The following is a 24,241-nucleotide window of genomic DNA, read 5'->3' as shown; positions in this document are numbered from 1 at the left end:
ATCAGACGTCGAATCCGAGGCTCAGCTTGCGCAGGAGCGCGGCGAGCCGGTCCCGGTCGGCGCGCGAGAGCTGGCCGAGGAGTTCGGCCTCGGCGTCGACGAGGCGGGTGATCGCGGCATCCACCCGATTGCGGCCCTCCTCGGTGAGGGTGACCAGCACGCCGCGGCCGTCACCGGGGTCGGCCGCGCGCACGACGAGGCGACGGTCGACGAGCCGGTCGATGCGGTTGGTCATCGTGCCGCTCGAGACGAGCGTCTGCTGCAGCAACTGCTTGGGGCTGAGGGTGTACGGCTCGCCCGCGCGGCGGAGAGCCGACAGCACGTCCCACTCCCACGGCTCCAGGTCGCTGCGCTGGAAGGCCTCGCGACGGGCGCGGTCGAGGTGGCGCGACAGCCGGTCCACCCGCGAGAGCACCTCGAGCGGCGAGAAGTCCAGATCGGGTCGCTGCGCGATCCAGGCGCTCACGATCCGGTCGACCTCGTCGTGTTCGGGAGCCATCCCCCCATCATCGCAGAGCGGCTGCGGCGCCCGTGTCCGAGGCGGCCGCCCGCGCGCGCATGGCAGACTTGTCGGGCGGCCCCCGGACCCCGGAGCGCCGCGGTCCGCCGTGGTGTAATGGCAGCACGACAGCCTTTGGAGCTGTGAGGTCTAGGTTCGAGTCCTGGCGGCGGAGCATGACCGAGAACGCGCTCGACCCCCGCCTCGCCGTCGTCATCCTCGCCGCCGGGCAGGGGACGCGGATGAAGTCCTCACTCCCGAAGGTGCTGCACCGCATCAGCGGCCGTCCGCTCGTCGGACACGTGCTGGACACCGCGCGCGACCTCGCCCCGGCGCACGTCGTCGTGGTCGTCCGTCACGAGCGCGACCAGGTCGCGGCGGCCGTCCTCGGTGTCGCCCCCGAGGTCGTCGTGGTCGACCAGGACGAGATCCCCGGCACCGGCCGCGCCGTCGAGATCGCCCTCGACGCCCTCGTCGGCTTCGAGGGCGACGTCCTGGTGCTGAGCGGAGACTGCCCCCTCGCCGACGCCGACACCCTCGGCGCCTTCGTGTCCGAGCACCGCACGGTGCAGGCCGACGCGACCCTCATGACCGCCGTCGTCGACGATCCCACCGGGTACGGCCGCATCATCCGCGAGAGCGACGGCAGCGTGGCGCGCATCGTCGAGCAGAAGGATGCCTCGCCCGATGAAGCAGCCGTCAGCGAGGTCAACGCGGGGATGTACGTCTTCGCCGCCGCCTCGCTCCGCGAGCACCTGCCCCAGGTGGGGACGGCGAACGCGCAGAACGAGAAGTACCTCACCGACACCGTCGCGCTGCTGCGCCGCGCGGGGCGGCGGGTCGCGGCATCCGTCGCGAAGGACCCGACCGTCACCTACGGCGTCAACGACCGCGTGCAGCTGTCCGAGGTGGGCCGACTGCTGAACGCGCGGACCGTCCGTCGCTGGCAGCTCGCGGGGGTCACGGTCCTCGATCCCGCCACGACGTGGATCGACGTCACGGCGACCCTCGCGCCCGACGTCACGGTCCTCCCCAACACCCACATCCTGCGCGCGACGAGCATCGCCGAGGGTGCGACCGTCGGCCCCGACACGAGCCTCGTCGACTGCGAGGTCGGGCGCGGCGCGACCGTCACCCGCACCGACGCGACCCTCGCCGTCATCGGCGCAGACGCGACCGTGGGACCCTTCGCCTACGTCCGGCCCGGCACCGAGCTGGGGGAGCGCGGCAAGATCGGCACGTTCGTCGAGACGAAGAACTCCACGATCGGCGAGGGCAGCAAGGTCCCGCACCTCTCGTACGTCGGCGACACGACGATCGGCCGCAACGTCAACCTCGGCGCGGGCGCCATCACCGCCAACTACGACGACCTCACGAAGCACCGCACCGAGATCGCCGACGAGGTGCACGCCGGCTCGCACAACGTGTTCGTCGCGCCCGTTAGGATCGGTGAAGGCGCGAAGACGGGTGCGGGAGCCGTGATCCGCAAGGATGTTCCGGCCGGCGCCCTCGCGCTCAGCATCGCCCCCCAGCGGAACGTCGCCGGGTGGGTCGAGAACAATCGACCGGGAACGGGAGCGGCAGAAGCCGCCGCTCGCGCCCGGTCCGCACAGGAAGCTGGCGATGGGTCGCAAGAAGCAGCAGACGGTTGACCTCGATACCGAGCGCGGGATCGCCCCGGGCCTGGTGGCCAAGACCAAGAAGCGGCTCGTCGTCGCCTCGGGTCGCTCCCACGAGGAGCTCTCCGCCGAGGTCGCCACAGCGCTCGGCACCCAGCTCGTGCCGACCGAGCACCGCACGTTCGCCTCGGGGGAGATCCTCACCCGCTTCGAGGTGTCGATCCGCGGCTGCGACTTCTTCCTGATCCAGAGCTTCGGGCCGCCGGTCAACGAGTGGCTGATGGAGACGCTCATCATGCTGGATGCCGCCAAGCGCGCCTCCGCGAAGCGGATCACCGTCGTCGCGCCGTACTTCCCCTACTCCCGTCAGGACAAGAAGGGTCGCGGGCGTGAGCCGATCAGCGCCCGCCTCGTCGCCGACCTGTTCAAGACGGCCGGCGCCGACCGCGTCATGAGCGTCGACCTGCACGCCGCGCAGATCCAGGGCTTCTTCGACGGTCCCGTCGACCACCTGTTCGCCAAGCCCGTGCTGCTGGAGTACTTCCAGAACACGCTGTCGGCCGAGGACCGCGCCAAGCTCACGGTCGTCTCGCCTGACACCGGCCGCGTGCGCGTCGCCGACACCTGGTCCGATAGCCTGGGCGCACCGCTCGCCATCATCCACAAGCGGCGCGACCCGAACGTCGCCAACCAGGTCACGGTCAACGAGATCGTCGGTCAGGTCGAGGGCCGGGTCTGCCTGCTCGTCGACGACATGATCGACACCGGCGGCACGATCGTCAAGGCGGCCCAGGCGCTCAAGGCCAACGGGGCGGAGCGTGTCATCGTCGCGGCGACGCACGCGATCTTCAGCGACCCCGCCGCCGAGCGGCTGCAGGACCCCTCGATCGATGAGGTCGTCGTCACCGACACCGTACCGCTGCCCCCCGAGAAGCGCTTCCCGGCCCTCACGATCCTCCCGATCGCGCCGCTGCTGGCCCGCGCCATCCGCGAGGTCTTCGAGGACGGTTCGGTCACGAGCATGTTCGACGGCGCCGCCTGAGGAACGACTCCCTTCAGTTCGCAGGAGATCCATAGACTCCTGCAAGGATCGCCCTCTCGGGGCCCGCTTTCCTGAGTTCATCGCCCCGCGCCCTCGACCGGGCGGGCACGACAGAAGGAGGACCTCTCATGATCCGCACCACCGCCGTACCCCGACCGATCCGCGTCGGCGCCGCCGCCGCATCCGTCGCAGGGCTCGCCCTGCTGGCCGGGTGCGCCGGCCAGACGACCGATGAGGGGACGTCCTCGCAGCCGCCGGCCTCGGCCGACGCGGGCTCGTCCTCCGGGACGTACACCGACGGCACGTACACGGCCGAGGGAACCTACCAGACGCCCGAGACCGTCGAGAAGATCAGCGTCACGCTGACGCTCGAGTCGAACACGGTCACCGCCGTCGAGGTGACCGGCGACCCGCAGGCCCGCGAGACCGAGCAGTACCAGAGCGAGTTCATCGGCGGCATCAAGGACGAAGTCGTCGGGAAGAACCTCGACGACCTGTCCGTCGACCGTGTGGGCGGCTCTTCCCTGACCAGCGGCGGCTTCAACGCGGCGGTGGCCGAGATCCGGACCGAAGCCGCATCATGACCCCCGCCGGCCCGCTCGTCCACTCCTGGACGTTCGAGGCGATCGGCACCGTCTGGCGGATCGACACCGCCGACCCCCTGGATGATGGCGTCCGTGAGGAGATCACGGACGCCATCGCCGTATTCGACGGCGAGTGGTCCCGCTTCCGCGTGGACTCGCTCGTGCGGCGGCTGGGGGAGAGCGGCGGCATGGTCCCCGCGCCCGTCGACGCCGGGCCGATGCTCGACGCCTACGACGCGCTCGATTCCGCCACCTCGGGCGCCGTGAACCCGCTCGTCGGGGAGAGCCTCGCGCGCCGCGGGTACGACGCCGCGTACTCCCTGATCGACCGGGGCGCCGTCGCCGCGCCGCAGGACTGGCGGGCGATCGTGGACTGGTCGGACGCCGCCCTCCGCCTGACGGAGCCCGCCGTCCTCGACGTGGGCGCCCTCGGCAAGGGACGCCTCGTCGACCTCGTCATCGCCAGGATCCCCGAAGGTGCCGCCGTCGTCGATGCGGGCGGCGACATCGCGGTCCGCGGCGCGACCCAGCGGATCGCGCTGGAGCACCCCTACGACACGTCCCGCGCGATCGGGGTGTGGCAGGTGACGGATGCCGCCCTCTGCGCCTCGGCGGTCAACCGCCGCGCGTGGGGCGACGGGCTGCATCACGTCCTCGACGCGCGCACCGGTGAGCCGGTGCGCGCCCACGCCGCGACCTGGGCGGTGGCGTCCGATGCCATGACGGCGGATGCGGTCGCGACGGCGTTGTTCTTCGACGGCGGTCCTCGGCTGGCCGCAGAATGGGGAGTCGCCTGGGTGCGCATGCGCACCGACGGCTCCGTCGAATGGTCCCCCCGATGCGAAGCGGAGTTGTTCTCGTGATCTCATCCCTCAGTGCCGCATGGAGTCGCGTGTTCGGCGTCCTCGGCAGGTTGTCCATGTACCGCCTCGTGCTCTTCGCGCTCTCGGCGCTGGCCGTGATCACCCTGGCGGTGTCCCTCGCGGGCGGGGTGTCGGTGGCCCCGCTGGAGTTCGTCGTCACGCTCGCCGTGCTGGCCGTCTCGATCGCCCTCGTCGACGCCGTCGCCCAGCGCATCGTCCGCCGCCCGTGGCGGATCGAATCCGCCCTCATCACGGCGCTGATCCTCGTGTTCGTCCTGCGCCCCACCCTCGAGCCGCTGCCGCTCGTCGGCGTCGCGGTCGCGGGCGCTCTCGCCTCGGCATCCAAGTACGTGCTCGCCTGGCAGGGCCGGCACATCTTCAACCCGGCCGCCGTCGGCGCGACCGCCCTCACGATCATCAGCATCTGGGCGCCCGACCTCGGGTCGGCGGCGTGGTGGGTCGGCAACCCGCTGCTCGCCCTGCCGGTGCTGCTCCTCGGGCTGGTCGTGCTCGTGCGCACCGAGAAGGTGCGGGTCGTCGGCCTGTTCCTCGTCGTCGCGATCGCGGTCGCGTTGCTGCGCACGATCGTGCAGGCCCAGTCGGCGGGGTTCGCCCTCGACCCGGGGATGACCTTCTCGGCGATCATTCTGTCGTCGCCGTTCCTGTTCCTCGGCGCGTTCATGCTCTCGGAGCCGCTCACCCTGCCGCCGCGCCGCTGGCAGCAGTTCGTCGTGGCGGCCGTCGTCGGTGTGCTCGCCGGGTGGCCGATCTCCCTCGGCGAGATCACCCTCGGCCAGGAGCGCGCTCTGCTCGTCGGGAACCTCGTCGCCTTCGTCTTCGCGATGCGTACGGCCGTGCGGCTGACGATCGTCGAGCGCACCCCGCTCACCCCGAGCGTGCGCGAGTACAGCTTCCGCGCCGAGCGCCCGGTGCGCTTCGCCCCGGGGCAGTACCTCGAGCTCGAGGTTCCCCACGCGCACCCCGACTCCCGAGGGACCCGGCGCGAGTTCAGCATCCTCTCGTCCCCGGCCGAGCTGCCGCTCGTGAAGATCGCGATGCGCGAAGGATCGCAGTCCAGCTACAAGAAGGCGCTCGCCACGGTCGAGCCCGGCGACGAACTCGCGATCACGGGGATCTGGGGCGACTTCGTCCTGCCGCGACGCGCCGACGCGCCCGTGCTGATGGTGGCGGCGGGCATCGGCGTGACGCCGTTCGTGTCCCAGCTGCGTCACCTGCGCCTCAGGCAGGAGCGACGCGACGTCGTGTTCGTCTACGTCGCCTCGGCCAGCGAGGAACTCGCGTTCCGGGACGACCTCGAGGCCGCCGGCATCCCGGTCATCGTCGTCACGCGCGACGAACCCGCGGACCTTCCGGCGGGCTGGACGTGGGCGGGCGGTTCGCGCCTCGACGCCGACGGGCTGTTGCGCCTGGTTCCCGACATCGACCGCCGTCACGCCTACGTGTCGGGCCCGCCGGCGCTAATCGCGACCCTCACCCCGGCCCTCGAGCGGGCGAAGTCGATCACGACGGACGCGTTCAGCGGTTACTGAGCGGGGGAGTCGGGGCGGGCGGGCATCCGCACCTCGAAGGTCGTCGAACCGGGCTCGGAGGCCACGGCGATACGGCCGCCGTGGCCCTCGACGATCGCCTTGACGATCGAGAGCCCGAGCCCCGTGCCGCCGGTCTGGCGCGCGCGGGACGAGTCGGCGCGCGAGAACCGCTCGAACAGGTCGCCGACGACGGTGGGGTCGATGCCGGGCCCGTCGTCGTGGACGCGCAGGACCGCGTCGCCGTCCTCCGACGCCACGGTCGTCGTCACGCGGGTGCCGGCGGGGGTGTGGACCCGGGCGTTGGCGAGCAGGTTCGCCGCCACCTGGTGCAGCCGTCCGGCGTCGCCGGCGACGATGACGGGCTCGTCGGGCACCTCCAGCACCCACTCGTGGTCGGTGCCGGCCACCCGCGCGTCCGAGACGGCTTCCACGGCGAGGCGGGTGAGATCGACGGCGCTGTAGACGAGCTCGGTGCCCTCGTCGAGGCGAGCGAGCAGCAGCAGATCCTCGACGAGGGCCGTCATGCGCAGCGACTGCGCCTGGATGCGTTCCAGCGACTCCCGGGTGGTGTCGGCGACGACACCGGCGGCCGTGTTCCCGCTCGCTTCGGCGTGACGGATGCCGCGCAGCGAGAGCTCGGAGTATCCCCGGATCGAGGCGAGGGGAGTGCGCAGTTCGTGGCTGGCATCCGCGACGAACGCGCGCATGCGCTCCTCGTTGCGCTGGCGCGCGGCGAGGGAGGTCTCCACGTGGTCGAGCAGGGTGTTGAGGGCGTGCCCCACCTGACCGACTTCGGTGTGGGTGTCGGTGTCCTCGTCGGGAACGCGCTCGGTGATCGTGACGGCACCCTCCGCCAGGGGCTGCGCCGCGACCCGAGAGGCGGTCGATGCGACGGAGCGCAGGGGAGCGAGGGCGCTGCGGATGAGGAGCGCGATGACCGCGGCGAGCACGAGCAGGCCGCCGGTGGTGAGGAGGGCGACGGTCGTGACGATGCGGGCGCTGACGCTCGTGACCTCCGACGTCGGCAATCCGAAGATGCTGGAGTACGGGCCGATCCGCAGCCGGTAGTCCCCGAGACCCGCGACAGTGGCGTCGGCCCAGTCGTTGCCGTCCGGGGCGCTGATCTGGATGTTGCGGGTGTCGAGGGTCCGGACTCCGCCCTCCGCATCCACGTAGGCGGCGGTGGGGCCTGCGAGGTTGTTCACGACGAGCAGGGTTCCCCGCTCCGGCCGGCTCGCCTCGAGGATCTGGTCGGCGCGGTGGCTGTAGTCGAGTGCGATCGAGTCCTGCACCCCGGTGACCTTCGCGTCGAGGTTCTCACGCAGGATCGACTCGAGCACCGTACCGGTGCCGAGTCCGACGGTGATGAGGATGACCGACACGAACGACACGACCGCCGTGATCAGCCGCGCCTGCAGGCTCCAGCGGTGCCGACGGCGACGACGGGACGTCGTGCTCACTGGCTCGCTTTGATCATGTAGCCGACGCCGCGGACCGTGTGGATGAGCGGCTCCTTGCCCGCATCGATCTTCTTGCGCAGGTAGGAGATGTAGAGCTCGACGACGCTCGAGCGGCCGCCGAAGTCGTAGTTCCAGACACGGTCGAGGATCTGCGCCTTCGAGAGCACGCGGCGCTGGTTGCGCATGAGGTAGCGCAGCAGTTCGAACTCGGTCGCGGTGAGCTCGATCTCGTCGTCGCCGCGGAAGACCTCGTGCGAGTCCTCGTTGAGCGTGAGGTCGCCGACGCGGAGGATCGGGTCGGCGGCACCGGCGGATGCCCCGGCACGGCGCATCAGCCCCCGCAGCCGCGCGACGACCTCCTCGAGGCTGAACGGCTTCGTGACATAGTCGTCACCACCGGCGGTGAGCCCGGCGACACGGTCACTGACGGAGTCCTTCGCGGTGAGGAAGAGCACCGGCACGTCGTCGCCGCCCTGGCGCAGACGCTGCAGCACCGACATCCCGTCGAGGTCGGGCATCATGATGTCGAGCACCATCGCATCGGGGGCGAACTCCCGCGCGGCGGTCAGGGCGTCGAAGCCGGAACCGGCGGTACGCACCTCCCAGCCCTCCATCCGCAGGGCCATCGAGAGCAGGTCGGTCAACATCTGCTCGTCGTCGACGACGAGGACGCGCAGGGGGGAACCGTCGGGGCGCTGGAGAACGGGGGCAGGCATGGTCATGACTCCATTCTCATGACCTCCCTATGACCGCGCTATGCCCCGGCTTCGGTCATGCTCGGTATTCCTGCTGCCGACGCGGATGCGGCGGGGACAGCAGGAAGGCGAGCAGCAGCATGAGGCACATCCCGATGACGGCGCCCAGCGTGTTGGCGACCACGTCGCGGACGTCGGCGACGCGGGAGTCGAGCAGGAGCGCCTGCAGGGTCTCGATCGCCGCACTGGCGAGCGCCCCCAGGATGGGCGCCAGCCACCAGCCGCGCACGCCGAACCACAGGACCGCGATCACCCCGAGGGGGACGAACATCGCGACGTTCGCGCCGAACTCGACGCGGTCGAACGTGATCCAGGCCGTCGAGGGACGCTCGGCGAACCACTCCAGCAGCCGGTTCAGTCCCGACGCGATGTCGGAACCGTACGGCGCCGCGCGCAGCGTCATCCAGCCGACCAGCCATGCGTAGAGGGCGGTCAGGACGGCGAGGACGATGCGCGCGGCGGCCCGGTGGACACGCAGCGCGGTGTCGCTGCGGCTCAGTGGGTGTCCTCGGCTTCGACTTCGCTGCGGTCGCCGGACCAGAGGGTGTGGAAGGTGCCGTCCTTGTCGATGCGCTTGTAGGTGTGGGCGCCGAAGAAGTCGCGCTGTCCCTGGATGAGGGCGGCGGGCAGGCGGTCGGCGCGCAGGCCGTCGTAGTAGGCGAGGGAGGAGCTGAAGGCGGGGGCGGGGATGCCGGCGGATGCCGAGATGCGGACGACCTCGCGCCAGGCGTCCTGCGTGCGGCCGAGGGCTTCGACGAAGTACGGAGCGGTGAGGAGGACGGGGAGGTCCGCTTCGGCGTCGTAGGCCTCGGCGATGCGGTTGAGGAACTGGGCGCGGATGATGCAGCCGCCGCGCCAGATCTTGCTGACGGCGCCGAGGTCGATGTTCCAGCCGTACTGGGCGGCGCCGGCGCGGATCTCGTCGAAGCCCTGGCTGTACGCCACGATCTTGGAGGCGTAGAGGGCGAGACGGACCTGCTCGATGAAGGCGTCGGCGTCGGCGACGGTGAAGTCCTCGGGGGAGGGTCCGGGGAGGCCGCCCGCGACATCGCGCTGCTCGCGGTGGCTGGAGAGCGACCGGGCGAAGGTGGCTTCGGCGATGCCGGAGACGGGCACGCCCAGGTCGAGGGCGGTCTGCACGGTCCAGGCTCCGGTGCCCTTGGCGCCGGCCTGGTCGACGATGACGTCGACGAGGGGCTTACCGGTGGCGGCATCCGTCTGGCGGAGCACCTCGGCGGTGATCTCGATCAGGTAGGACTCGAGCTCGCCGGTGTTCCACTCGGCGAAGATGTCCGCGATCTCGGCGGGGGACTTGCCGGTGCCGCGGCGGATGAGGTCGTACGCCTCGGCGATCAGCTGCATGTCGGCGTACTCGATGCCGTTGTGCACCATCTTGACGAAGTGTCCGGCGCCGTCGTGGCCGATGTGGGTGACGCACGGCTCACCCTCGGCGACCGCGGCGATGGACTTCAGGATGGGGCCGAGGGTGACCCACGCCTCGTCGGGACCGCCGGGCATGAGGGACGGACCGTTGAGGGCGCCCTCCTCGCCGCCGGAGACACCCATGCCGACGAAGTTGTAGCCCGCCTCCGAGACCGCCTTCTCGCGGCGGATCGTGTCGGTGAACAGGCTGTTGCCGCCGTCGATGATGATGTCGCCGGGCTCGAAAACACGCATCAGCTCGTCGATGACCGCGTCCGTGGGCTTGCCGGCCTTGACCATGATGATCGCGGTGCGCGGCTTCTGCAGCGACGCGGCGAACTCCTCGTAGGTGAACGCGGGGACGAACTCGGCCTCGGGGTGCGCCTCGAGCAGCTCGTCGGTCTTCGAACGCGACCGGTTGAACACCGCGACCGTGTTTCCCTCACGCGACGCGAGGTTGCGGGCGAGGTTCGAGCCCATCACCGCAAGACCGACGACGCCGATGTTCGCGGGACCCTGTGCAGAGCCGGTCGACGCCGACTCGGGCTGGGTGGGGCGGTCGACCTCTTCGGGCTGCGGTGCCCCCTCGTGCTGCTGCGTCGCCTCGTGCGGAGCCTGATCCTGATCCGTCGAGGGGCCGGTGGGGGAGGGGGTCGACGACATACGGGGCTCCAGGTCTACGTGAGGTGTGAGCGGAATGGGATGGGTGCCGGTGACCGGCGGTCCCCTCCGGTCACTGTATCCGCTGGACCGAGAGGGGCGATCGCGTGTGACGCGGTCAGTCCTTGTAGCTGCGACCCATCGAGAAGAAGGCGCCGACGACGCAGATGGCGGTGGCCGCGCTCAGAGCTCCGACGAACCAGAGCAGTGCGTGCGACATCCATCCGTAGTCCATGGGTCCTCCGTGTCTCGGGGGTGAGGGGCTGAGATTCCATCGTATCCGGCGCGCTGATAGACTCGTCTCGAACTTCGGCGAGGGATGCGGCGCATCCGTGATCGACGCGGTGAAGCAGGCTTCGCGGCTTTCCTCACGCGCATGCGTTCGAGTCGAACCACAGACCACGTCTGGGCCGCATCGGCCCGGGTACAGACGAGGCCGTACCGGCCCCGATTGACTGGGCCGTGATGGCCCGCAAGGAGAACACTCATGTCGACTGAGACCGACACCAAGGTCGTCGCCGAGCTGCGCGAGCAGTTCGGTAAGGGCTTCGCCCGCCGTCTGCGCGCGGCCGGCAAGATCCCCGCTGTCATCTACGGCCACGGCACGGACCCCGTGCACGTCGCGCTTCCGGGCCACCAGGTCTCGCTGCTCATCCGTCGCGCCAACGCGCTGCTCGAGCTCGAGATCGCCGGCAAGCAGCAGCTCACGCTGGTCAAGGATGTCCAGAAGGACCCCGTGCACCAGATCATCGAGCACATCGACCTCCTCGTCGTGAAGAAGGGCGAGAAGATCCAGGTCGACGTCCCCGTCTCCGTCGTCGGCGAGCCGTTCCCCGGCACGATCGCGACGCTCGAGAACACGACCGTTGCGCTCGAGGTCGAGGCCACCCACATCCCGCAGAACATCGAGGTCTCGGTCGAGGGCCTCGAGGACGGCACCCACATCACCGCCGGTGAGCTGACGCTGCCCCGCGGTGCCACGCTGGTGACCGAGGCCGACACGCTCGTCGTCGGTGTCGCGCTGCCGCCGGCTCCCGTCGAGGACGAGGCGGAGGAGTCCGAGGAGGGCGCCGAGGCCGAGGGCGACGAGGCGCCTGCCGCCGAGGAATCCGCCGAGTAAGACGAACACGTTCGAAGCCCGTCGCCGCTGTTGCTGCGACGGGCTTCGTCGTCGGAAGGGACGGTCATGGCCGACACCTGGTTGATCGTGGGGCTCGGGAATCCGGGACCGCGCTACGAGGCGACGCGTCACAACGTCGGGCAGATGGTGATCGACGAGCTCGCGCGGCGGCGTTCCGAGACGCTGCGCTCGCACAAGGCGAACGCGCGGGTCGCCGAGACGTGGCTGCGGCCCGGGGGGCCGAAGCTGGTGCTCGCGAAGCCCAACTCGTTCATGAACGTGTCGGGTGGTCCGGTGTCGGCGCTCGCGGCTTTCTACGGCGTGCCGGCGGAGCGGGTCGTGATCGTGCACGACGAGCTGGACATCCCCTTCGACTCCCTCAAACTGAAGGTCGGCGGCGGTCACGGCGGGCACAACGGCGTCCGTGACGTCGCGAAGGCGCTCGGCACGCCGGAGTTCCCGCGGGTGCGGGTCGGCATCGGGCGTCCGCCGGGGCGTCAGGACCCCGCCGATTGGGTGCTCGATCCGTTCGGGGCCGCGGAACGCCCGAACCTCCCGATCGCGATCGCGGATGCGGCGGATGCCGTGGAGCAGCTCGTCGAGGAGGGGCTGCTCGCCGCGCAGCAGCGTCACCACGCTCCGCGCGCCTGACGGTCACGTGTGTTCACGTGGTTCGCGATTCGGTGACGGCGGCGACGGACATCCGTGCGTCTGTGGAGGATGTCTGGCGATGCTTCACCGTCGGTCGGAGCGCATGGTGGCCTGAAATGCGCTTCGACGCGGTTGTCGGTTCGCCGCTCGTGGAAACGTGGGTCGAGGACGGGCGTCAGGTCACTGCGGAGGGAACTATCACGCAGTGTGCGCAACCGCACCTTCTCGGCTTCTGCTGGACCGAAAGTGGGTGGGAAGGCTCTCTCGACGTCGTGATCGAACTCGTCGGTCATGGTGATTCGACGTCGGTGAGACTGACCGAATCGGGATTCTCGCGCGTGGGGACCCCGCACTCGCTGCCGTCGGAACACGAGGCGGGGTGGCGGTATCACCTGGCGCGGCTCAAGCGTGCGAGCGAAGCTCGCGCGATCGACGTTGAGGTTCCGTGAGCGCGACCGGCGATGCAATCCCGGGGACGTCGCTGATGGCGGCTCGCCGCGGCGCGAACCTCAAAAGGGTGCGGGTCCCGCGGGCGGGTGGGGTGGTGGCGCGGCAGGGGTGAAGGCGACGGCCGGGGTGGGGGCGTCTTCGCGGTAGGTCCTGCCGAGGGGTGAGGTCCATTCGAGGACGCCACCCTTGAGTTGTCGGACCCGCCATGCGGTGAACTGCTTCATGGAGTGGTGCCGTTGGCAGAGGTGGGCGAGGTTCGACAGTTCGGTTCGTCCACCGAGGGCGTGATCGTGGGTGTGGTCGACTTCGCAGCGGATGGCTGCGACGCGGCATCCGGGGAACCGGCAGTGCTGGTCCCGGGCTTGCAGGAACCGGCGCATCCCCGACGGGACTCGGTACGAATCGGTCGACACGGTGACCCCGGTGGTCGGGTCGTGGAACAGGCGCTCCCACATCCCGGTGCCGCCGGCGAATGTGCGCGCCGTCGCGGGGTCGATGGGGGAGCGCCCGGCGAGGTCGCATGGCCCATCGTCTTCTCCGGTAAGGGTGGCGGCGGGCACGAGCACCTGCACACGTGCGCGGATCGCACCCAGCGGCCCGGCGGTGGTGTCGCGGGTGTCATCGAGGGCGGGTTCTCCCGCCAGGAGCAAGTCCGCGAACACGTCAGCGCGGACCTGGTCGGTGGACCGCTGGTCGGTGGCGATGATCGCGGCGGCGTCGCCGTCGCGATCGCCGTCAGTGTCGCCGTCGCTGGCGGCTTCCCCGAAAGCGACACCCGCACAGCCGCGCGCAGCGGCGCGTTCGTCGCGGGTGTCGATGATCGCGCGTGCCTGCTGCGTGAGCCGGTCGTGGATCCCTTCGGCGATCACCGTCGGGACGGTTGCGACGACGTCGCTCATCCCGTCTCGCCCCGGCACGATCCGCACGCACCGCCCGGCGGCAGCCTGCTCGTGCCGTTCCGCGAACGAGCGGGGGTGCATCCGGTGGGCGAGGATCTCGAGCTCGCCTCGCACCCGGTTCGGGGTGTCTCGCTCGCATCGGCCGATCGCGACCTGTTCGAACTCGGTCCACATCTCGGCCGGCAGGCTCGTTCCGGTTTCGAGGATCGCGATCGCATGGCCCCGAACGATGCGACCTTGCTCCCATGCCTCGACCGTCGCCGGGAACCCTTCGATCAACGTCCGCGCCTCACCGATCCGCCGCTGCACGGTGCGATCGGTGACGCGCATGACCCCGCCGACCTCCGCCGCGATCGACCGCAACGCCATGTCGTGCACCTGCACACGAGCGTTGCGTTGCGCGGTCTGCGCTTCGGCCAACCGGCCCGCGGCGGCCAGTATCCGCAACTCCGCGATCTGCGCGGACGCCACCTCGCGTGCCACACTCGCGACGTCATCGACGATCGCCATCAGCGTGGCGGCGAAGTCGTCTTCGAGGGGGAACATTTGTTCTATTCTAGGTTTGGTTCAGATGGTAAGCAAGTAGTATTTTCGAACTAAAGATCCTCTCGCCCCGACCGAAGGGGAACCAATGTTCGATCCCATGACGCACCTCGCCCGCCTCGCCGACCCCGGTGTCCGACGCGCCGCGTAGACTTCCCCGGTGACAATTCCCGGGATCGTGCGCGCCCTCGAACAGGCTGACAGCTTCCGGGAGGCCCTCGACGGCGCCGGCTCGGACGTCGACTTCTCGGCGGTGACCGGACTCGACGCCCCGCTGCTCGCCGGTCTCCTCGAACGACGCGCCGCGTCGGGACGGCCTCCCGTGCTGCTCCTCGTCGCGCCCACCGGACGCCGCGCCGAGAGCATCGGCTCGGCGCTGCAGTGCCTGCTTCCCGACGCCGTCGTGCGGCACTTGCCGGCATGGGAGACCCTGCCGCACGAGCGTCTCAGCCCCAGCGCTGAGACCGTCGGTCGGCGGCTGAGCGTCCTCCGCGACGCGGCCGACTGGGACGGTCGCACCCCCCTCGTGGTCACGGCATCCGTCCGCGGCGCGCTGCAGCCGATCGCGGCGGGACTGACGGATGCCGGTGTCGTCCGGCTCGAGCTCGGATTACGCGGGCAGGAGCTCGACGACATCGTCCACCGACTCGTCGACCTCGCCTACCACCGGGTCGACATGGTCTCGCGACGAGGCGAGTTCGCCGTCCGCGGCGGCATCCTCGACGTGTTCCCGCCCGTCGCCGACCACCCCTACCGGGTGGACTTTTTCGGCGACGAGATCGATCAGATCCGCGCCTTCTCCGTCGCCGATCAGCGCTCCCTGCCCGGCGAGGTGCGCGAAGTGACCCTCCTCCCGAGCCGGGAGCTACTCCTCACCGACGCCGTCCGCGAGCGGGCCGCCGCCCTGCGGGATCGGATGCCGGGACTCGGCACCATGCTCGAGAAGATGAGCCAGGGCATCCCGGTCGAGGGCATGGAGTCGCTGCTGCCCGCCGTCGCCGACGCAGTCCTTCCGCTCGTGGACTACCTGCCCGAAGGCGCGGCGGTGGCCGTCGTCGACCCCGAGCGCGCCGTCACCCGTGCCATGACGCTCGCCGAGACGAACCGCGAGTTCCTCGAAGCCGCGTGGAGCGCGGCGACCGCCGGCGCCGAGAGCCCCGTCGACCTCGGCGCGGGCGACTTCCTCACCCTGCCCGAGCTGCGCGAGGCCTCCGCCTCCCGTCAGGGCGTGTGGTGGACGCTCAGCACCTTCGATTCGGGGGCGTCGGATGCCGCCGCCGAGGGCCTCGTCGAGCGTGCGGATGCGGCGGTTCGGATCCCCGCCTCTGCCGTCCCCTCGTTCCAGGGCAACATCGACGGCGCGACGGAGCACATCGGCAACCTGCTGAGCGCGGGTTGGCGCGTCGTGGTCGCGGCATCCGGAACCGGCCTCGTCGACCGCTCGCGCGACGTCCTCGCCGAACGCGGACTCGCCGCACGCGCGGTCGACGCGGTGACCGACGTCCCCGATGCGGGGATCGCGGTCGCGACCGTCGCGACCCTCGAAGCAGGATTCCTCTTCGCCGACGCCAAGCTCGCCGTCTTCACCGAGAGCGACTTCTACGGACGCACGATCGGCGCCGACTCGCGCGTCGTCAAGAAGCTCGCGTCGCGTCGACGCAACGTCGTCGACCCGCTGCAGCTGAAGCCCGGCGATCACGTCGTCCACTCGACCCACGGCATCGGCCGGTTCGTCGAGCTCGTGCAGCGGGAGGTCTCCTCGGGCGGTCGCAACGCGGTCAAGAGCAAGCGCGAGTACCTCGTGCTCGAGTACGCGCCGTCCAAGCGCGGACACCCGGGCGACAAGCTCTTCGTCCCGACCGACCAGCTCGACCTGCTGTCGCGGTACGTCGGCGGCGAGGCGCCGCAGCTGTCGAAGATGGGCGGGTCGGACTGGGCCGCCGCCAAGGGCAAGGCGCGCCGTGCCGTCCGCGACATCGCCGTCGAGCTCGTGAAGCTGTACTCGGCGCGGATGGCGTCGAAGGGTTACGCGTTCGGTCCCGACACCCCGTGGCAGCGCGAGCTCGAAGAGGCGTTCCCCTTCGCGGAGACCCCCGACCAGCTGCAGACGATCGACGAGATCAAAGCCGACATGGAGAAGCCGATCCCCATGGACCGCCTGCTCTCGGGAGACGTCGGCTTCGGCAAGACAGAGGTGGCCGTGCGCGCCGCGTTCAAAGCGATCCAGGAGGGAAAGCAGGTCGCGATGCTCGTGCCGACCACCCTCCTCGCCAAGCAGCACCTCGAGACGTTCACCGAGCGCTTCGCCGGCTTCCCCGTCAAGGTCCGGCCGCTGTCGCGGTTCCAGACCGCGAAGGAGGCGAAGGACACGCTCGCGGGCCTCGCCGACGGCACCGTCGACATGGTCATCGGCACCCACCGCATCCTCACCGAGAAGGTCGTGTTCAAGGACCTCGGCCTCATGATCATCGACGAGGAGCAGCGGTTCGGCGTCGAGCACAAGGATGCGCTGAAGAAGCTCAAGACCAACGTCGACATCCTCGCCATGAGCGCGACGCCCATCCCGCGCACGCTCGAGATGGCGGTCACCGGCATCCGCGAGATGTCGACGCTCGCGACGCCGCCCGAGGAGCGACATCCGATCCTCACCTACGTCGGTCCTCGCAGCGACAAGCAGATCGCCGCCGCCATCCGACGCGAGCTGCTGCGCGAGGGGCAGGTGTTCTTCGTGCACAACCGGGTCTCATCGATCCAGCGGGTCGCGGCGCAGCTCGCCGAGCTCGTCCCCGAGGCGCGCATCGTCGTCGCCCACGGGCAGATGGGGGAGCACGCCCTCGAGCAGGTCGTCGACGACTTCTGGGAGCGCCGCGCCGACGTGCTCGTCTCGACGACGATCATCGAGACCGGCCTCGACATCTCCAACGCGAACACGATCATCATCGACCGCGCCGACAAGTACGGCCTTTCGCAGCTGCACCAGCTGCGCGGCCGCGTCGGACGTGCCCGCGAGCGCGCGTACGCGTACTTCCTCTACGACGAGAACAAGCCCCTGAGCGAGACCGCCGCCGACCGCCTCGAGACGATCGCCGTCAACAACGACCTCGGCTCGGGCATGCAGGTCGCCCTCAAGGACCTCGAGATCCGCGGCGCGGGCAACCTCCTGGGCGCCGAGCAGGCGGGGCACATCGCCGGCGTCGGATTCGACCTGTACCTGCGGATGATCGGCGAGGCGGTCGCGACCTTCCGCGGCGAGGACACCGAGGGGCCGACCGAGCTCCGGCTCGAGCTCCCCGTGCAGGCGCGCATCCCCGAGTCGTACATCGACAGCGAGCGGCTGCGTCTCGAGGCGTACCAGAAGCTGTCGGCCGCGGCATCCGTCACCGCGGCGGACGACGCCATCGACCTCGTGCTCGAGGAGCTCACCGACCGCTACGGTGCCCCGCCCGCGGGGGTCGAGGGCCTCATCTCGATCGCGCGGCTGCGTCGCCGCGCCGCGCAGTCGGGCCTGTCCGACGTCGTCGCGATGGGACCGAACCTCCGCATCGCGCCGGCGCACATCCCGGACTCGATCCGGGTCCGGCTGCAGCGCCTGCACCCCAAGGCCAAGGTCGTCTCGGGCGGCGAGGCGATGGTCGTTCCGATGCCGACCGCCGGGGGCGAGCCGCTCGCCGACGCCGACCTCATCGCGTGGACGGCGCAGCTGCTCGATCAGATCTTCCCGCTCCCGGTCGCCGAGAGCGCGAACGCCTGAGACGGCTCGTCCCGCCCGCGACGGTGGACCATCAGGGGCCGGACGCGCCGTGTCGAGGGATGCCGGGGCTCACCCGGTGTTCTGCAGTCCGGCGGCGACCCCCGAGACCGACAGCAGCAGCAGCCGCTGCAGGTCGGGGTCGACCTGGCCGCCCGCCTGCGTCTCGCGGAGACCGCGCAGCGCGCGAAGCTGCAGGAGCGAGAGCGCGTCGACGTAGGGGCTGCGCATCTTCACCGCGCGCCCCAGCACGGGACGGTTCGACAGCAGCCCGGTGCCGCCTGTCAGGCGCACGACCCAGTCGCGGGTGAGGGTCATCTCGTCGCGGACGAGCGCGGCGAGGTCGTCGCGGTCGCCGAGTTCGAGATAGTGACGGGCGATCCGGTCGTCGGTCTTGGCGAGGCTCATGGCGACGTTGTCGATGAGGGTCCGGAACAGCGGCCACTCCTCGTACGCGCCCCGCAGCGTGGCCTCGTCGCCGACCGCGTCGAGCGCCGTCCCGAGGCCGAACCAGCCGGCGAGGTTGATGCGGGCCTGCGTCCACGCGAACACCCACGGGATCGCCCGCAGGTCGGCGAGGGACTCCACCGACAGGCCGCGGCGCGCCGGACGCGAGCCGAGCGCGAGCAGCCCGATCTCCTCCATGGGGGTCACCTGGGCGAACCACGGCGCGAAGCCGGGCGCCTTCACGAGGGAGAAGAACCGCTCGCGCGAGGCAGCGTCCATCGTCGCCGCGACCGAGGCGTAGCGCTCGGCCGCCGACCGGTTGCGGTCCTCGATCGAGGGGGCCGAGGCGAGCAGGGTCGCGGCGGCGACCTGGTCGATGTGGCGCATCGCGATCGCGGGGTCGCCGTAGCGGGCGAAGATGACCTCGCCCTGCTCGGTGAGCTTGAACCGGCCGTCGACGGAGTGGGGCGGCTGCGCGAGGATCGCGGAGTTCGCCGGTCCGCCGCCGCGGCCGAGGGCGCCGCCGCGCCCGTGGAACAGGGTCAGCTCGATGCCCTGCTCGACCGCCCAGGCCGAGATCTCCGCCTGTGCCTCGTACAGCGCGAGGTTGGCGGCGACGGGGCCGACGTCCTTCGACGAATCGGAGTAGCCGAGCATGACCTCGAGCCGACGACCGGTCGCCTCGAGCCGGGACGCGAACGCCGGGTGGTCGACGATCTCGGCGAGGATCCCGGGGGCGGCCTGCAGGTCTGCGAACGTCTCGAACAGCGGGATGACGTCGAGCACCGGGGGAGTGCCGTCGGGACCCACGGCGTGCCGGGCGAGGGTGTGGACGGCGGCGAGGTCGTCGGCGGACTGCGTGAACGAGACGATGTAGCGGCCCGCGGCCCGCGGCCCGTACCGGTCCTGCAGGAACGCGATGGTGCGGAAGACCTCGAGCACCTCCTCGGTCAGCTCCGAGCGCGCACCGCCCGCTTCGAGCTCGGCGAGCACCTTGGCGTGCACGGCCGAGTGCTGGCGCACCTCGAGCTCGGTGAGGTGGAACCCAAAGGTCTCGACCTGCCAGATGAGGTGCTGCAGGTGTCCGTAGGCCTGACGGGGAGCGCGCGCCGCGACGAGGGAATCCTGCAGGACCCGCAGGTCGGCGAGCAGGTGTTCGGGATCGCGGTAGGCGAGGTCGGCGTTGCGGGTGCGCGTCGCGGCGATCTTGCGGGCGAGCAGCAGCATGATGCGGCGGTACGGCTCGTTGGGGGAGCGCTTCGCGATCTCGGCCGCCGCCTCCTCGTCGGCATCCTTCAGCCGCTGCCACAGTGCGAGCAGCTCCGGCGTGGGCGGGGTGGACTCGGCGTCGAGGGTCAGCGTGCGCCCCACCCGGTTCGCCGTGTGCTCGAGTCCGAGCAGGACGTGCTCGCTCGCGATCGCGGCGGCCTTGCGCGTCGTCTTCGCCGTCACGAACGGGTTGCCGTCGCGGTCGCCGCCGACCCAGGAGCCGATGCGCATGAAGGGGCGCGCGAGGGGCGGGCGGGCCCCGGCATCCTCCCCCTGCAGGACGTCGTCGATGCGGCGGTAGACGTGCGGGATCGACGTGTACAGCGTCTCGTCGAAGATCGCCATGACGGCGCGCACCTCGTCGGTCGGCGACGGCTTCTCGGCGCGCAGCGGCGCGGTGCGCCAGAGGGTGTCGACCTCTTCGAGCATGCGACGCTCGGCGCGGCGGCGGTCGGGGCTGTCGGCCTCCGCGGCATCCCGTTCGCGCAGCAGATCGGCGAGGCGACGGATGCTGTTCGACACCGCACGGCGTCGCGCCTCGGTCGGGTGCGCCGTGAAGACGGGGTGGAAGCGCAGGCCCTGCAGCCGTTCGAGGGCGCCCTCCCGCCCGATCTCCTCGGACAGCCGCCGGTACGCCGAGACGATCGAGTCGCCCGCGTCGCGGGTGTCGCCGCGACCGCTGCGCTCGCGGAGAACTCGCACGCGCTGGTGCTCCTCGGCGAGGTTCACGAGGTGGAAGTAGCAGGTGAAGGCGCGGGCGACCTCCTCAGCGCGCTCCAGAGTGAAGGCGTCCGCGATGGATGCCGCGCGCGCGAACGCCTCGGGGGTCGGGTCGGTGTACGCCTGGATCGTCGCGACGCGCAGTCGCTCGACGTCCTCGAACAGACCGGGCGAACCGCTCTCGCGCAGCACGCGCCCGAGCAGCGCGCCGAGCGTGCGCACATCGGCGCGCATCCGTTCGGGGATCTCCTGCTCGGCTTCGTAACGTCCGACGAGGTCGATGGCTTCGGTGGGGGTCGGTTCGTGCACCGTTTCACGTTAGCGAGGATTGCGAGCGACATTTTCCGCGTGACGGTGGATGCCGGTGCCCGCTACCCTCACACGGCGACGACGCCCTGCGCGATGAGCACGACGGCGACGACCGCGCCGATGGCGGCGAGACCGAAGAGCACCGCTTCGGCGGGAGTGAACACCCGCGCCCGCTGCTGGCGACGACCGATCACGAAGAGGATCGTGCCGGGGACGATGATGACCAGGCACAGGAGCAGGTACGTCGCCCCCGCGGCCCACAGCAGGTACAGCGTGTAGAGCGTCGCGAGCACCGCGACAATCCCATCGCCGAGACGACCCCGGCGACCGTCTTGCACGGCGAGCTTGAGCGCGAACGCGGCGGAGAGGAAGAACGGGATGAGGGCCAGCGCGCTCGTGAGCTCGAGCGCCGCGTCGAACGCGTTCTGCGCGAACAGGACGACCACGAGCATCGCCTGCGCGAGGAGGGACGAGAGGGTGAGGGCGCCGGTGGGGGTGTCCTTGGCGTTGGTGCGCTGCAGGAACCGGGGCAGGTCGCCGGCGCGCGCCGCCGACAGCAGCACCTCGGCGGCCATGAGGGTCCAGGCGAGGTAGGCGCCGAGCACCGCGACGACGAGCGCGACCCCGATGAACGCGGCCCCCCAGCCGCCCACGGCGGTCTCGAGCACGCCGCCCATCGACGGCTGTCGGAGCCCCGCGATCTCCGCACGCGGGATGACACCGTACGAGACCACCGTGACCGAGGCGAAGACGGCGAGCACGCTCAGGAAGCCGAGGACGGTGGCGCGTCCGACATCCGATCGGCGTCGCGCGTGGCGCGAGTTGACGGTCGCCCCCTCGATCCCGATGAAGACGAACACCGTCACGAGCATCGTCGTCCGGATCTGCTCGCCGAGACCGGTGCCCGGGTCGCCCGACCAGTTCGCGGCGAACACGGCGGGATCGAAGACCGTGAGGCAGAGCACGACGAACACGACGATGGGCACCGTCTTCGCGATCGTGACGATCCGGTTGAGCGCCGCAGCCTCGCGGACGCCCCGACGGATGAGGACGTAAAAGAGCCAGATGCCGGCGGAGGAGATCGCCACCGCGAGCGGTGTGTTGCCCTCGCCGAGCGCGGGGAAGACGGCGCCCAGGGTGCCGGTGATGAAGACCCAGTAGAAGACGTTGCCCACGCAGGCGCTCGCCCAGTAGCCGAACGCGGCGAAGTAGCCGACGTAGTTGCCGAACCCCTCCTTCGCGTAGCTGAAGATGCCCGCGTCGAGGTCGGGCCTGCGGACCGCGAGCCGCTGGAAGACGAGCGCGAGCATGAACATGCCACCGCCGGCGATCGCCCAGGCGATCAGCGTGCCCGCGACTCCGGTCGATTCCGCGAAGGTCGCCGGGAGGGAGAACACCCCCGCGCCGATCATGGAGCCGACGACGAACGTGCTGAGTGTCAGGAGGGAGACGTGGGTCGCCTGCGCGGGTGCGGTGGGACCCGAGGCGGTGGGAGCGGGGGTCACCGTCCCACCCTACGCGCGGCGGTCCGCCGGGCCATCGCCGCGGGCGATCACCCCGGCCCGCGGCATCCCTCGTATCGTGTCGGTCATGACGGACGAGCCCTGCGAACCCCGCCGCGACCACTTGCGGGAGGCAGCGGAGACGATGCGCGCCGTGCGGGACCGGTGCGTCTGGACCCAGCGGATCGATCACGCCGACCTCGTGCCCTACCTGCAGGAGGAGGCGGCCGAACTCGTCGACGCCGTCGAGGCGGGCACCCGCGCGGACCTCAAGGAGGAGCTGGGTGACCTGCTGTGGCAGGTGCTCTTCCACGCCGAGATCGCCTCGCGCGACGAGACGGATCCGTTCGACATCGACGACGTCGCCGCGGCGCTCGCCGAGAAGATGATCCGTCGCCACCCGCACGTGTTCGGCGCCGCCGTCGCGACGACACCCGACGAGGTGCTGATCCACTGGAACGCGGCGAAGGCGGCCGAGAAGCGCACGCGCACGAGCGTCCTCGACGGGGTGTCGATGCACATGCCCTCGCTCGCCCTCGCGCAGAAGATGCTCGGGAAGGCCGCCCAGGTCGGGGTGACACCACCGCCGCCGTCACCGACGCCGTCGCCCGCCGACGAGGCGGAGCTGGGCGAGGCGCTGCTGGCGCTGGTCGCGCAGGCGAGGGATGCCGGCTGGGATGCCGAGCGCGCCCTGCGGCAGCGTCTGCGCGCGCTCGCCGAGGACGTCCGCGCGGCCGAGTCCCGCTGAGTCGCCCCGGGGCCTGCAGGCGCGGCCGCGGGAGCGCGGTCTGAGAGACTAGGACCGTGCCCTCCGTGAATCCGCCGCGCGGCATGCGCGACTTCCTCCCCGCCGACAAAGCCCGCCGCGAGCGGGTGCTCGCCGTCATCCGCGACCGCTACCGGGCGCACGGGTTCGACGAGATCGAGACCCCCGTCGTCGAGGACTACGAGCGGCTCCACGCAGGGATCGGCGGCGACAACGAGAAGCTCGCCTTCAACGTCCTGCGTCGCGGGCTCGACGCCGAGGCCATCCGCGCGGCCGCCGACGACCCGGCGGCCCTGTCCGACCTGGGGCTGCGCTACGACCTCACCGTGCCGCTGGCGCGGTTCTACGCGACCAACCGTGCACAGCTGCCGTCCGTGTTCCGCGCGATCCAGATCGCGCCGGTGTGGCGCGCGGAGCGGCCCCAGAAGGGGCGGTACCGCCAGTTCGTGCAGTGCGACATCGACATCATCGGCGACGCGACGGCCCGGGCCGAGGTCGAGCTGCTGACGGCGAGCCTCGACGTCCTCGAGGCGCTCGGTCTCGAGGGCGGCACGATCCGCATCAACGACCGCCGCGCCCTCGACGCGATGCTCGCCGCCTTCGGGTTCGCCGAGGCGGACCGCGCCGGCGTCCTCATCACGATCGACAAGCTCGACAAGGTGGGGCCGGCCGGGGTGGTCGCCGAGCTGCGCGACCGCGGCGCCGACGAAGGCGCCGTCACCGCGTTCGAGGCGTTCCTGACCCGTCCGCAGACGCGCGAGTACCTGCCCTTCGGCGAGGCGCAGATCCGCAAGGCGCTCCCCGAGGGTGTCTCGGACGAGATCGTCGGCCACCTGGTCGGCATCGGCGACGCGGTCGCCGCCGCGCGGGGGACCACCGACGTGCCCCTGCACTTCGACCCGTTCCTCGTGCGCGGCATGGGCTACTACACCGGCACGATCTACGAGCTCGCGCATCCCTCGGTCTCCTACTCGCTCGGCGGCGGTGGCCGGTACGACGGCATGATCGGCCGCTTCCTCGGCCAGGACGTGCCGGCGGTGGGCTTCTCCATCGGCTTCGAGCGGATCGTGGACCTCGTCGGAGCGGGGGAGGATGCCGCATCCGCTGCCGTCGTCCTCATCGCCGACCGCGACGTCCCCCTCGCCGAGCTCGCCGGCCACAAGGCGTTCTTCGTCGCGCAGGGCGCGCGTGTGCGCCTCGAGCAGCGGGCGAAGAACCTCAAGGGGCTGTTGGAGCGGTCCGCCGCCGACGGGTACACGTCCTTCGGCACCGTGTCCGCAGGCGCCCCGTCCGCGTCGATCGAGCTGCGTCCGCTCGGCTGACAGCGCTGCGCGGCGCTGCTAGCGTTCCGCGCCGGACCCGA

General features: G+C 70.9%; 19 protein-coding genes and 1 tRNA gene. 12 read left to right on the top strand and 8 right to left on the bottom strand.

The features are described from left to right. Window position 1: 1 nt before the first annotated feature. Window positions 2–499 carry a MarR family winged helix-turn-helix transcriptional regulator gene (locus Q9S36_RS04040; RefSeq protein ID WP_064001725.1) on the bottom strand — a complete coding sequence of 166 codons (498 nt, stop codon included), beginning with the start codon at window positions 497–499 and terminating at the stop codon, window positions 2–4. 103 nt (window positions 500–602) lie between these two features. Between Q9S36_RS04040 and Q9S36_RS04035 the strand changes: the two genes are divergently transcribed. The 6 genes from Q9S36_RS04035 to Q9S36_RS04010 all read left to right on the top strand — a co-directional run bounded on the left by Q9S36_RS04035 (window position 603) and on the right by Q9S36_RS04010 (window position 6,157). Next, window positions 603–674 (top strand) — tRNA-Gln (locus Q9S36_RS04035). Between the two features lies 1 nt (window position 675). Further along, window positions 676–2,151: a bifunctional UDP-N-acetylglucosamine diphosphorylase/glucosamine-1-phosphate N-acetyltransferase GlmU gene (glmU, locus tag Q9S36_RS04030; protein ID WP_311284019.1), complete on the top strand. Its 1,476-nt coding sequence runs from the start codon at window positions 676–678 to the stop codon at window positions 2,149–2,151. Then, on the top strand, window positions 2,123–3,160 hold the full coding sequence (locus Q9S36_RS04025) for a ribose-phosphate diphosphokinase (RefSeq protein ID WP_253034029.1): 1,038 nt from the start codon (window positions 2,123–2,125) through the stop codon (window positions 3,158–3,160). Before glmU ends, Q9S36_RS04025 begins: the two co-directional genes overlap by 29 nt. Before the next feature lie 128 nt (window positions 3,161–3,288). Continuing rightward, window positions 3,289–3,744, top strand: coding sequence for an FMN-binding protein (locus tag Q9S36_RS04020; protein ID WP_253034028.1), 456 nt, complete (start codon window positions 3,289–3,291; stop codon window positions 3,742–3,744). Then, window positions 3,741–4,607, top strand: a complete 867-nt coding sequence (locus tag Q9S36_RS04015; RefSeq protein ID WP_311284018.1) for an FAD:protein FMN transferase — start codon at window positions 3,741–3,743, stop codon at window positions 4,605–4,607. The genes Q9S36_RS04020 and Q9S36_RS04015 overlap by 4 nt, the downstream gene beginning before the upstream one ends. Before the next feature lie 56 nt (window positions 4,608–4,663). Next, on the top strand, window positions 4,664–6,157 hold the full coding sequence (locus tag Q9S36_RS04010) for a flavodoxin reductase (protein ID WP_311284017.1): 1,494 nt from the start codon (window positions 4,664–4,666) through the stop codon (window positions 6,155–6,157). Here the strand turns inward: Q9S36_RS04010 and Q9S36_RS04005 are convergent. From Q9S36_RS04005 to gndA, 4 genes are read right to left on the bottom strand one after another with little or no spacing between them, the layout of a single operon-like run. After that, a complete protein-coding gene (locus Q9S36_RS04005; protein ID WP_311284016.1) occupies window positions 6,151–7,617 on the bottom strand; it encodes an ATP-binding protein in 1,467 nt (488 codons plus the stop codon). The two genes, Q9S36_RS04010 and Q9S36_RS04005, sit on opposite strands and share 7 nt — an antisense overlap. After that, window positions 7,614–8,339, bottom strand: coding sequence for a response regulator transcription factor (locus Q9S36_RS04000; RefSeq protein ID WP_064001732.1), 726 nt, complete (start codon window positions 8,337–8,339; stop codon window positions 7,614–7,616). Before Q9S36_RS04000 ends, Q9S36_RS04005 begins: the two co-directional genes overlap by 4 nt. A gap of 49 nt (window positions 8,340–8,388) precedes the next feature. Then, window positions 8,389–8,808: a VanZ family protein gene (locus Q9S36_RS03995; protein WP_363378530.1), complete on the bottom strand. Its 420-nt coding sequence runs from the start codon at window positions 8,806–8,808 to the stop codon at window positions 8,389–8,391. A gap of 59 nt (window positions 8,809–8,867) precedes the next feature. Continuing rightward, a complete protein-coding gene (gene gndA, locus Q9S36_RS03990) occupies window positions 8,868–10,457 on the bottom strand; it encodes an NADP-dependent phosphogluconate dehydrogenase (RefSeq protein ID WP_311284015.1) in 1,590 nt (529 codons plus the stop codon). Window positions 10,458–10,941: 484 nt separating this feature from the next. Between gndA and Q9S36_RS03985 the strand changes: the two genes are divergently transcribed. The 3 genes from Q9S36_RS03985 (at window position 10,942) to Q9S36_RS03975 (ending at window position 12,674) form a co-directional block, all read left to right on the top strand. Continuing rightward, window positions 10,942–11,574, top strand: a complete 633-nt coding sequence (locus Q9S36_RS03985) for a 50S ribosomal protein L25/general stress protein Ctc (RefSeq protein ID WP_311284014.1) — start codon at window positions 10,942–10,944, stop codon at window positions 11,572–11,574. A 66-nt stretch (window positions 11,575–11,640) separates the two neighbouring features. After that, window positions 11,641–12,225: an aminoacyl-tRNA hydrolase gene (gene pth, locus Q9S36_RS03980; protein WP_253034022.1), complete on the top strand. Its 585-nt coding sequence runs from the start codon at window positions 11,641–11,643 to the stop codon at window positions 12,223–12,225. Between the two features lie 17 nt (window positions 12,226–12,242). Then, entirely contained in the window at window positions 12,243–12,674 is a 432-nt protein-coding gene (locus Q9S36_RS03975) for an SRPBCC domain-containing protein (protein WP_311284013.1), read from the top strand. A 60-nt stretch (window positions 12,675–12,734) separates the two neighbouring features. Here Q9S36_RS03975 and Q9S36_RS03970 read toward each other — a convergent pair whose 3' ends face one another. Beyond that, a complete protein-coding gene (locus tag Q9S36_RS03970) occupies window positions 12,735–14,120 on the bottom strand; it encodes a DUF222 domain-containing protein (protein WP_311284012.1) in 1,386 nt (461 codons plus the stop codon). A gap of 157 nt (window positions 14,121–14,277) precedes the next feature. Here Q9S36_RS03970 and mfd point away from each other — a divergent pair, with 157 nt between their 5' ends. Further along, window positions 14,278–17,868, top strand: coding sequence for a transcription-repair coupling factor (gene mfd / locus Q9S36_RS03965; protein ID WP_311284011.1), 3,591 nt, complete (start codon window positions 14,278–14,280; stop codon window positions 17,866–17,868). 69 nt (window positions 17,869–17,937) lie between these two features. On the opposite strand, the gene Q9S36_RS03960 is transcribed toward mfd, so the two are convergent. After that, window positions 17,938–20,610, bottom strand: a complete 2,673-nt coding sequence (locus Q9S36_RS03960) for a phosphoenolpyruvate carboxylase (protein ID WP_311284010.1) — start codon at window positions 20,608–20,610, stop codon at window positions 17,938–17,940. Window positions 20,611–20,678: 68 nt separating this feature from the next. Next, complete coding sequence (locus tag Q9S36_RS03955; RefSeq protein WP_311284009.1) at window positions 20,679–22,115, bottom strand: basic amino acid/polyamine antiporter; 1,437 nt, start codon at window positions 22,113–22,115, stop codon at window positions 20,679–20,681. 85 nt (window positions 22,116–22,200) lie between these two features. Between Q9S36_RS03955 and Q9S36_RS03950 the strand changes: the two genes are divergently transcribed. Beyond that, window positions 22,201–22,860 (top strand): MazG family protein, encoded by a 660-nt coding sequence (locus tag Q9S36_RS03950; protein WP_311284008.1) that lies wholly within the window; start codon window positions 22,201–22,203, stop codon window positions 22,858–22,860. Between the two features lie 83 nt (window positions 22,861–22,943). Continuing rightward, the gene (locus Q9S36_RS03945) at window positions 22,944–24,200 is read left to right on the top strand and encodes an ATP phosphoribosyltransferase regulatory subunit (protein WP_311284448.1); all 1,257 of its coding nucleotides are present in this window, start codon (window positions 22,944–22,946) and stop codon (window positions 24,198–24,200) included. Window positions 24,201–24,241: the final 41 nt, after the last annotated feature.

The organism is Microbacterium sp. ARD31 (assembly GCF_031844425.1).
This window is presented reverse-complemented; position numbering and strand designations above follow the sequence as displayed.

Coding starts and splice junctions, on each gene's coding strand:
- Q9S36_RS04020 (WP_253034028.1), top strand. CDS start 3,289: ATGATCCGCACCACCGCCGTACCCCGACCGATCCGCGTCGGCGCCGCC.
- Q9S36_RS03970 (WP_311284012.1), bottom strand. CDS start 14,120: ATGTTCCCCCTCGAAGACGACTTCGCCGCCACGCTGATGGCGATCGTC.
- Q9S36_RS04010 (WP_311284017.1), top strand. CDS start 4,664: ATGTACCGCCTCGTGCTCTTCGCGCTCTCGGCGCTGGCCGTGATCACC.
- glmU (WP_311284019.1), top strand. CDS start 676: ATGACCGAGAACGCGCTCGACCCCCGCCTCGCCGTCGTCATCCTCGCC.
- Q9S36_RS03950 (WP_311284008.1), top strand. CDS start 22,201: ATGACGGACGAGCCCTGCGAACCCCGCCGCGACCACTTGCGGGAGGCA.
- Q9S36_RS04015 (WP_311284018.1), top strand. CDS start 3,741: ATGACCCCCGCCGGCCCGCTCGTCCACTCCTGGACGTTCGAGGCGATC.
- gndA (WP_311284015.1), bottom strand. CDS start 10,457: ATGTCGTCGACCCCCTCCCCCACCGGCCCCTCGACGGATCAGGATCAG.
- Q9S36_RS04025 (WP_253034029.1), top strand. CDS start 2,123: ATGGGTCGCAAGAAGCAGCAGACGGTTGACCTCGATACCGAGCGCGGG.
- pth (WP_253034022.1), top strand. CDS start 11,641: ATGGCCGACACCTGGTTGATCGTGGGGCTCGGGAATCCGGGACCGCGC.
- Q9S36_RS04040 (WP_064001725.1), bottom strand. CDS start 499: ATGGCTCCCGAACACGACGAGGTCGACCGGATCGTGAGCGCCTGGATC.
- Q9S36_RS03985 (WP_311284014.1), top strand. CDS start 10,942: ATGTCGACTGAGACCGACACCAAGGTCGTCGCCGAGCTGCGCGAGCAG.
- Q9S36_RS03945 (WP_311284448.1), top strand. CDS start 22,944: ATGCGCGACTTCCTCCCCGCCGACAAAGCCCGCCGCGAGCGGGTGCTC.
- Q9S36_RS04000 (WP_064001732.1), bottom strand. CDS start 8,339: ATGACCATGCCTGCCCCCGTTCTCCAGCGCCCCGACGGTTCCCCCCTG.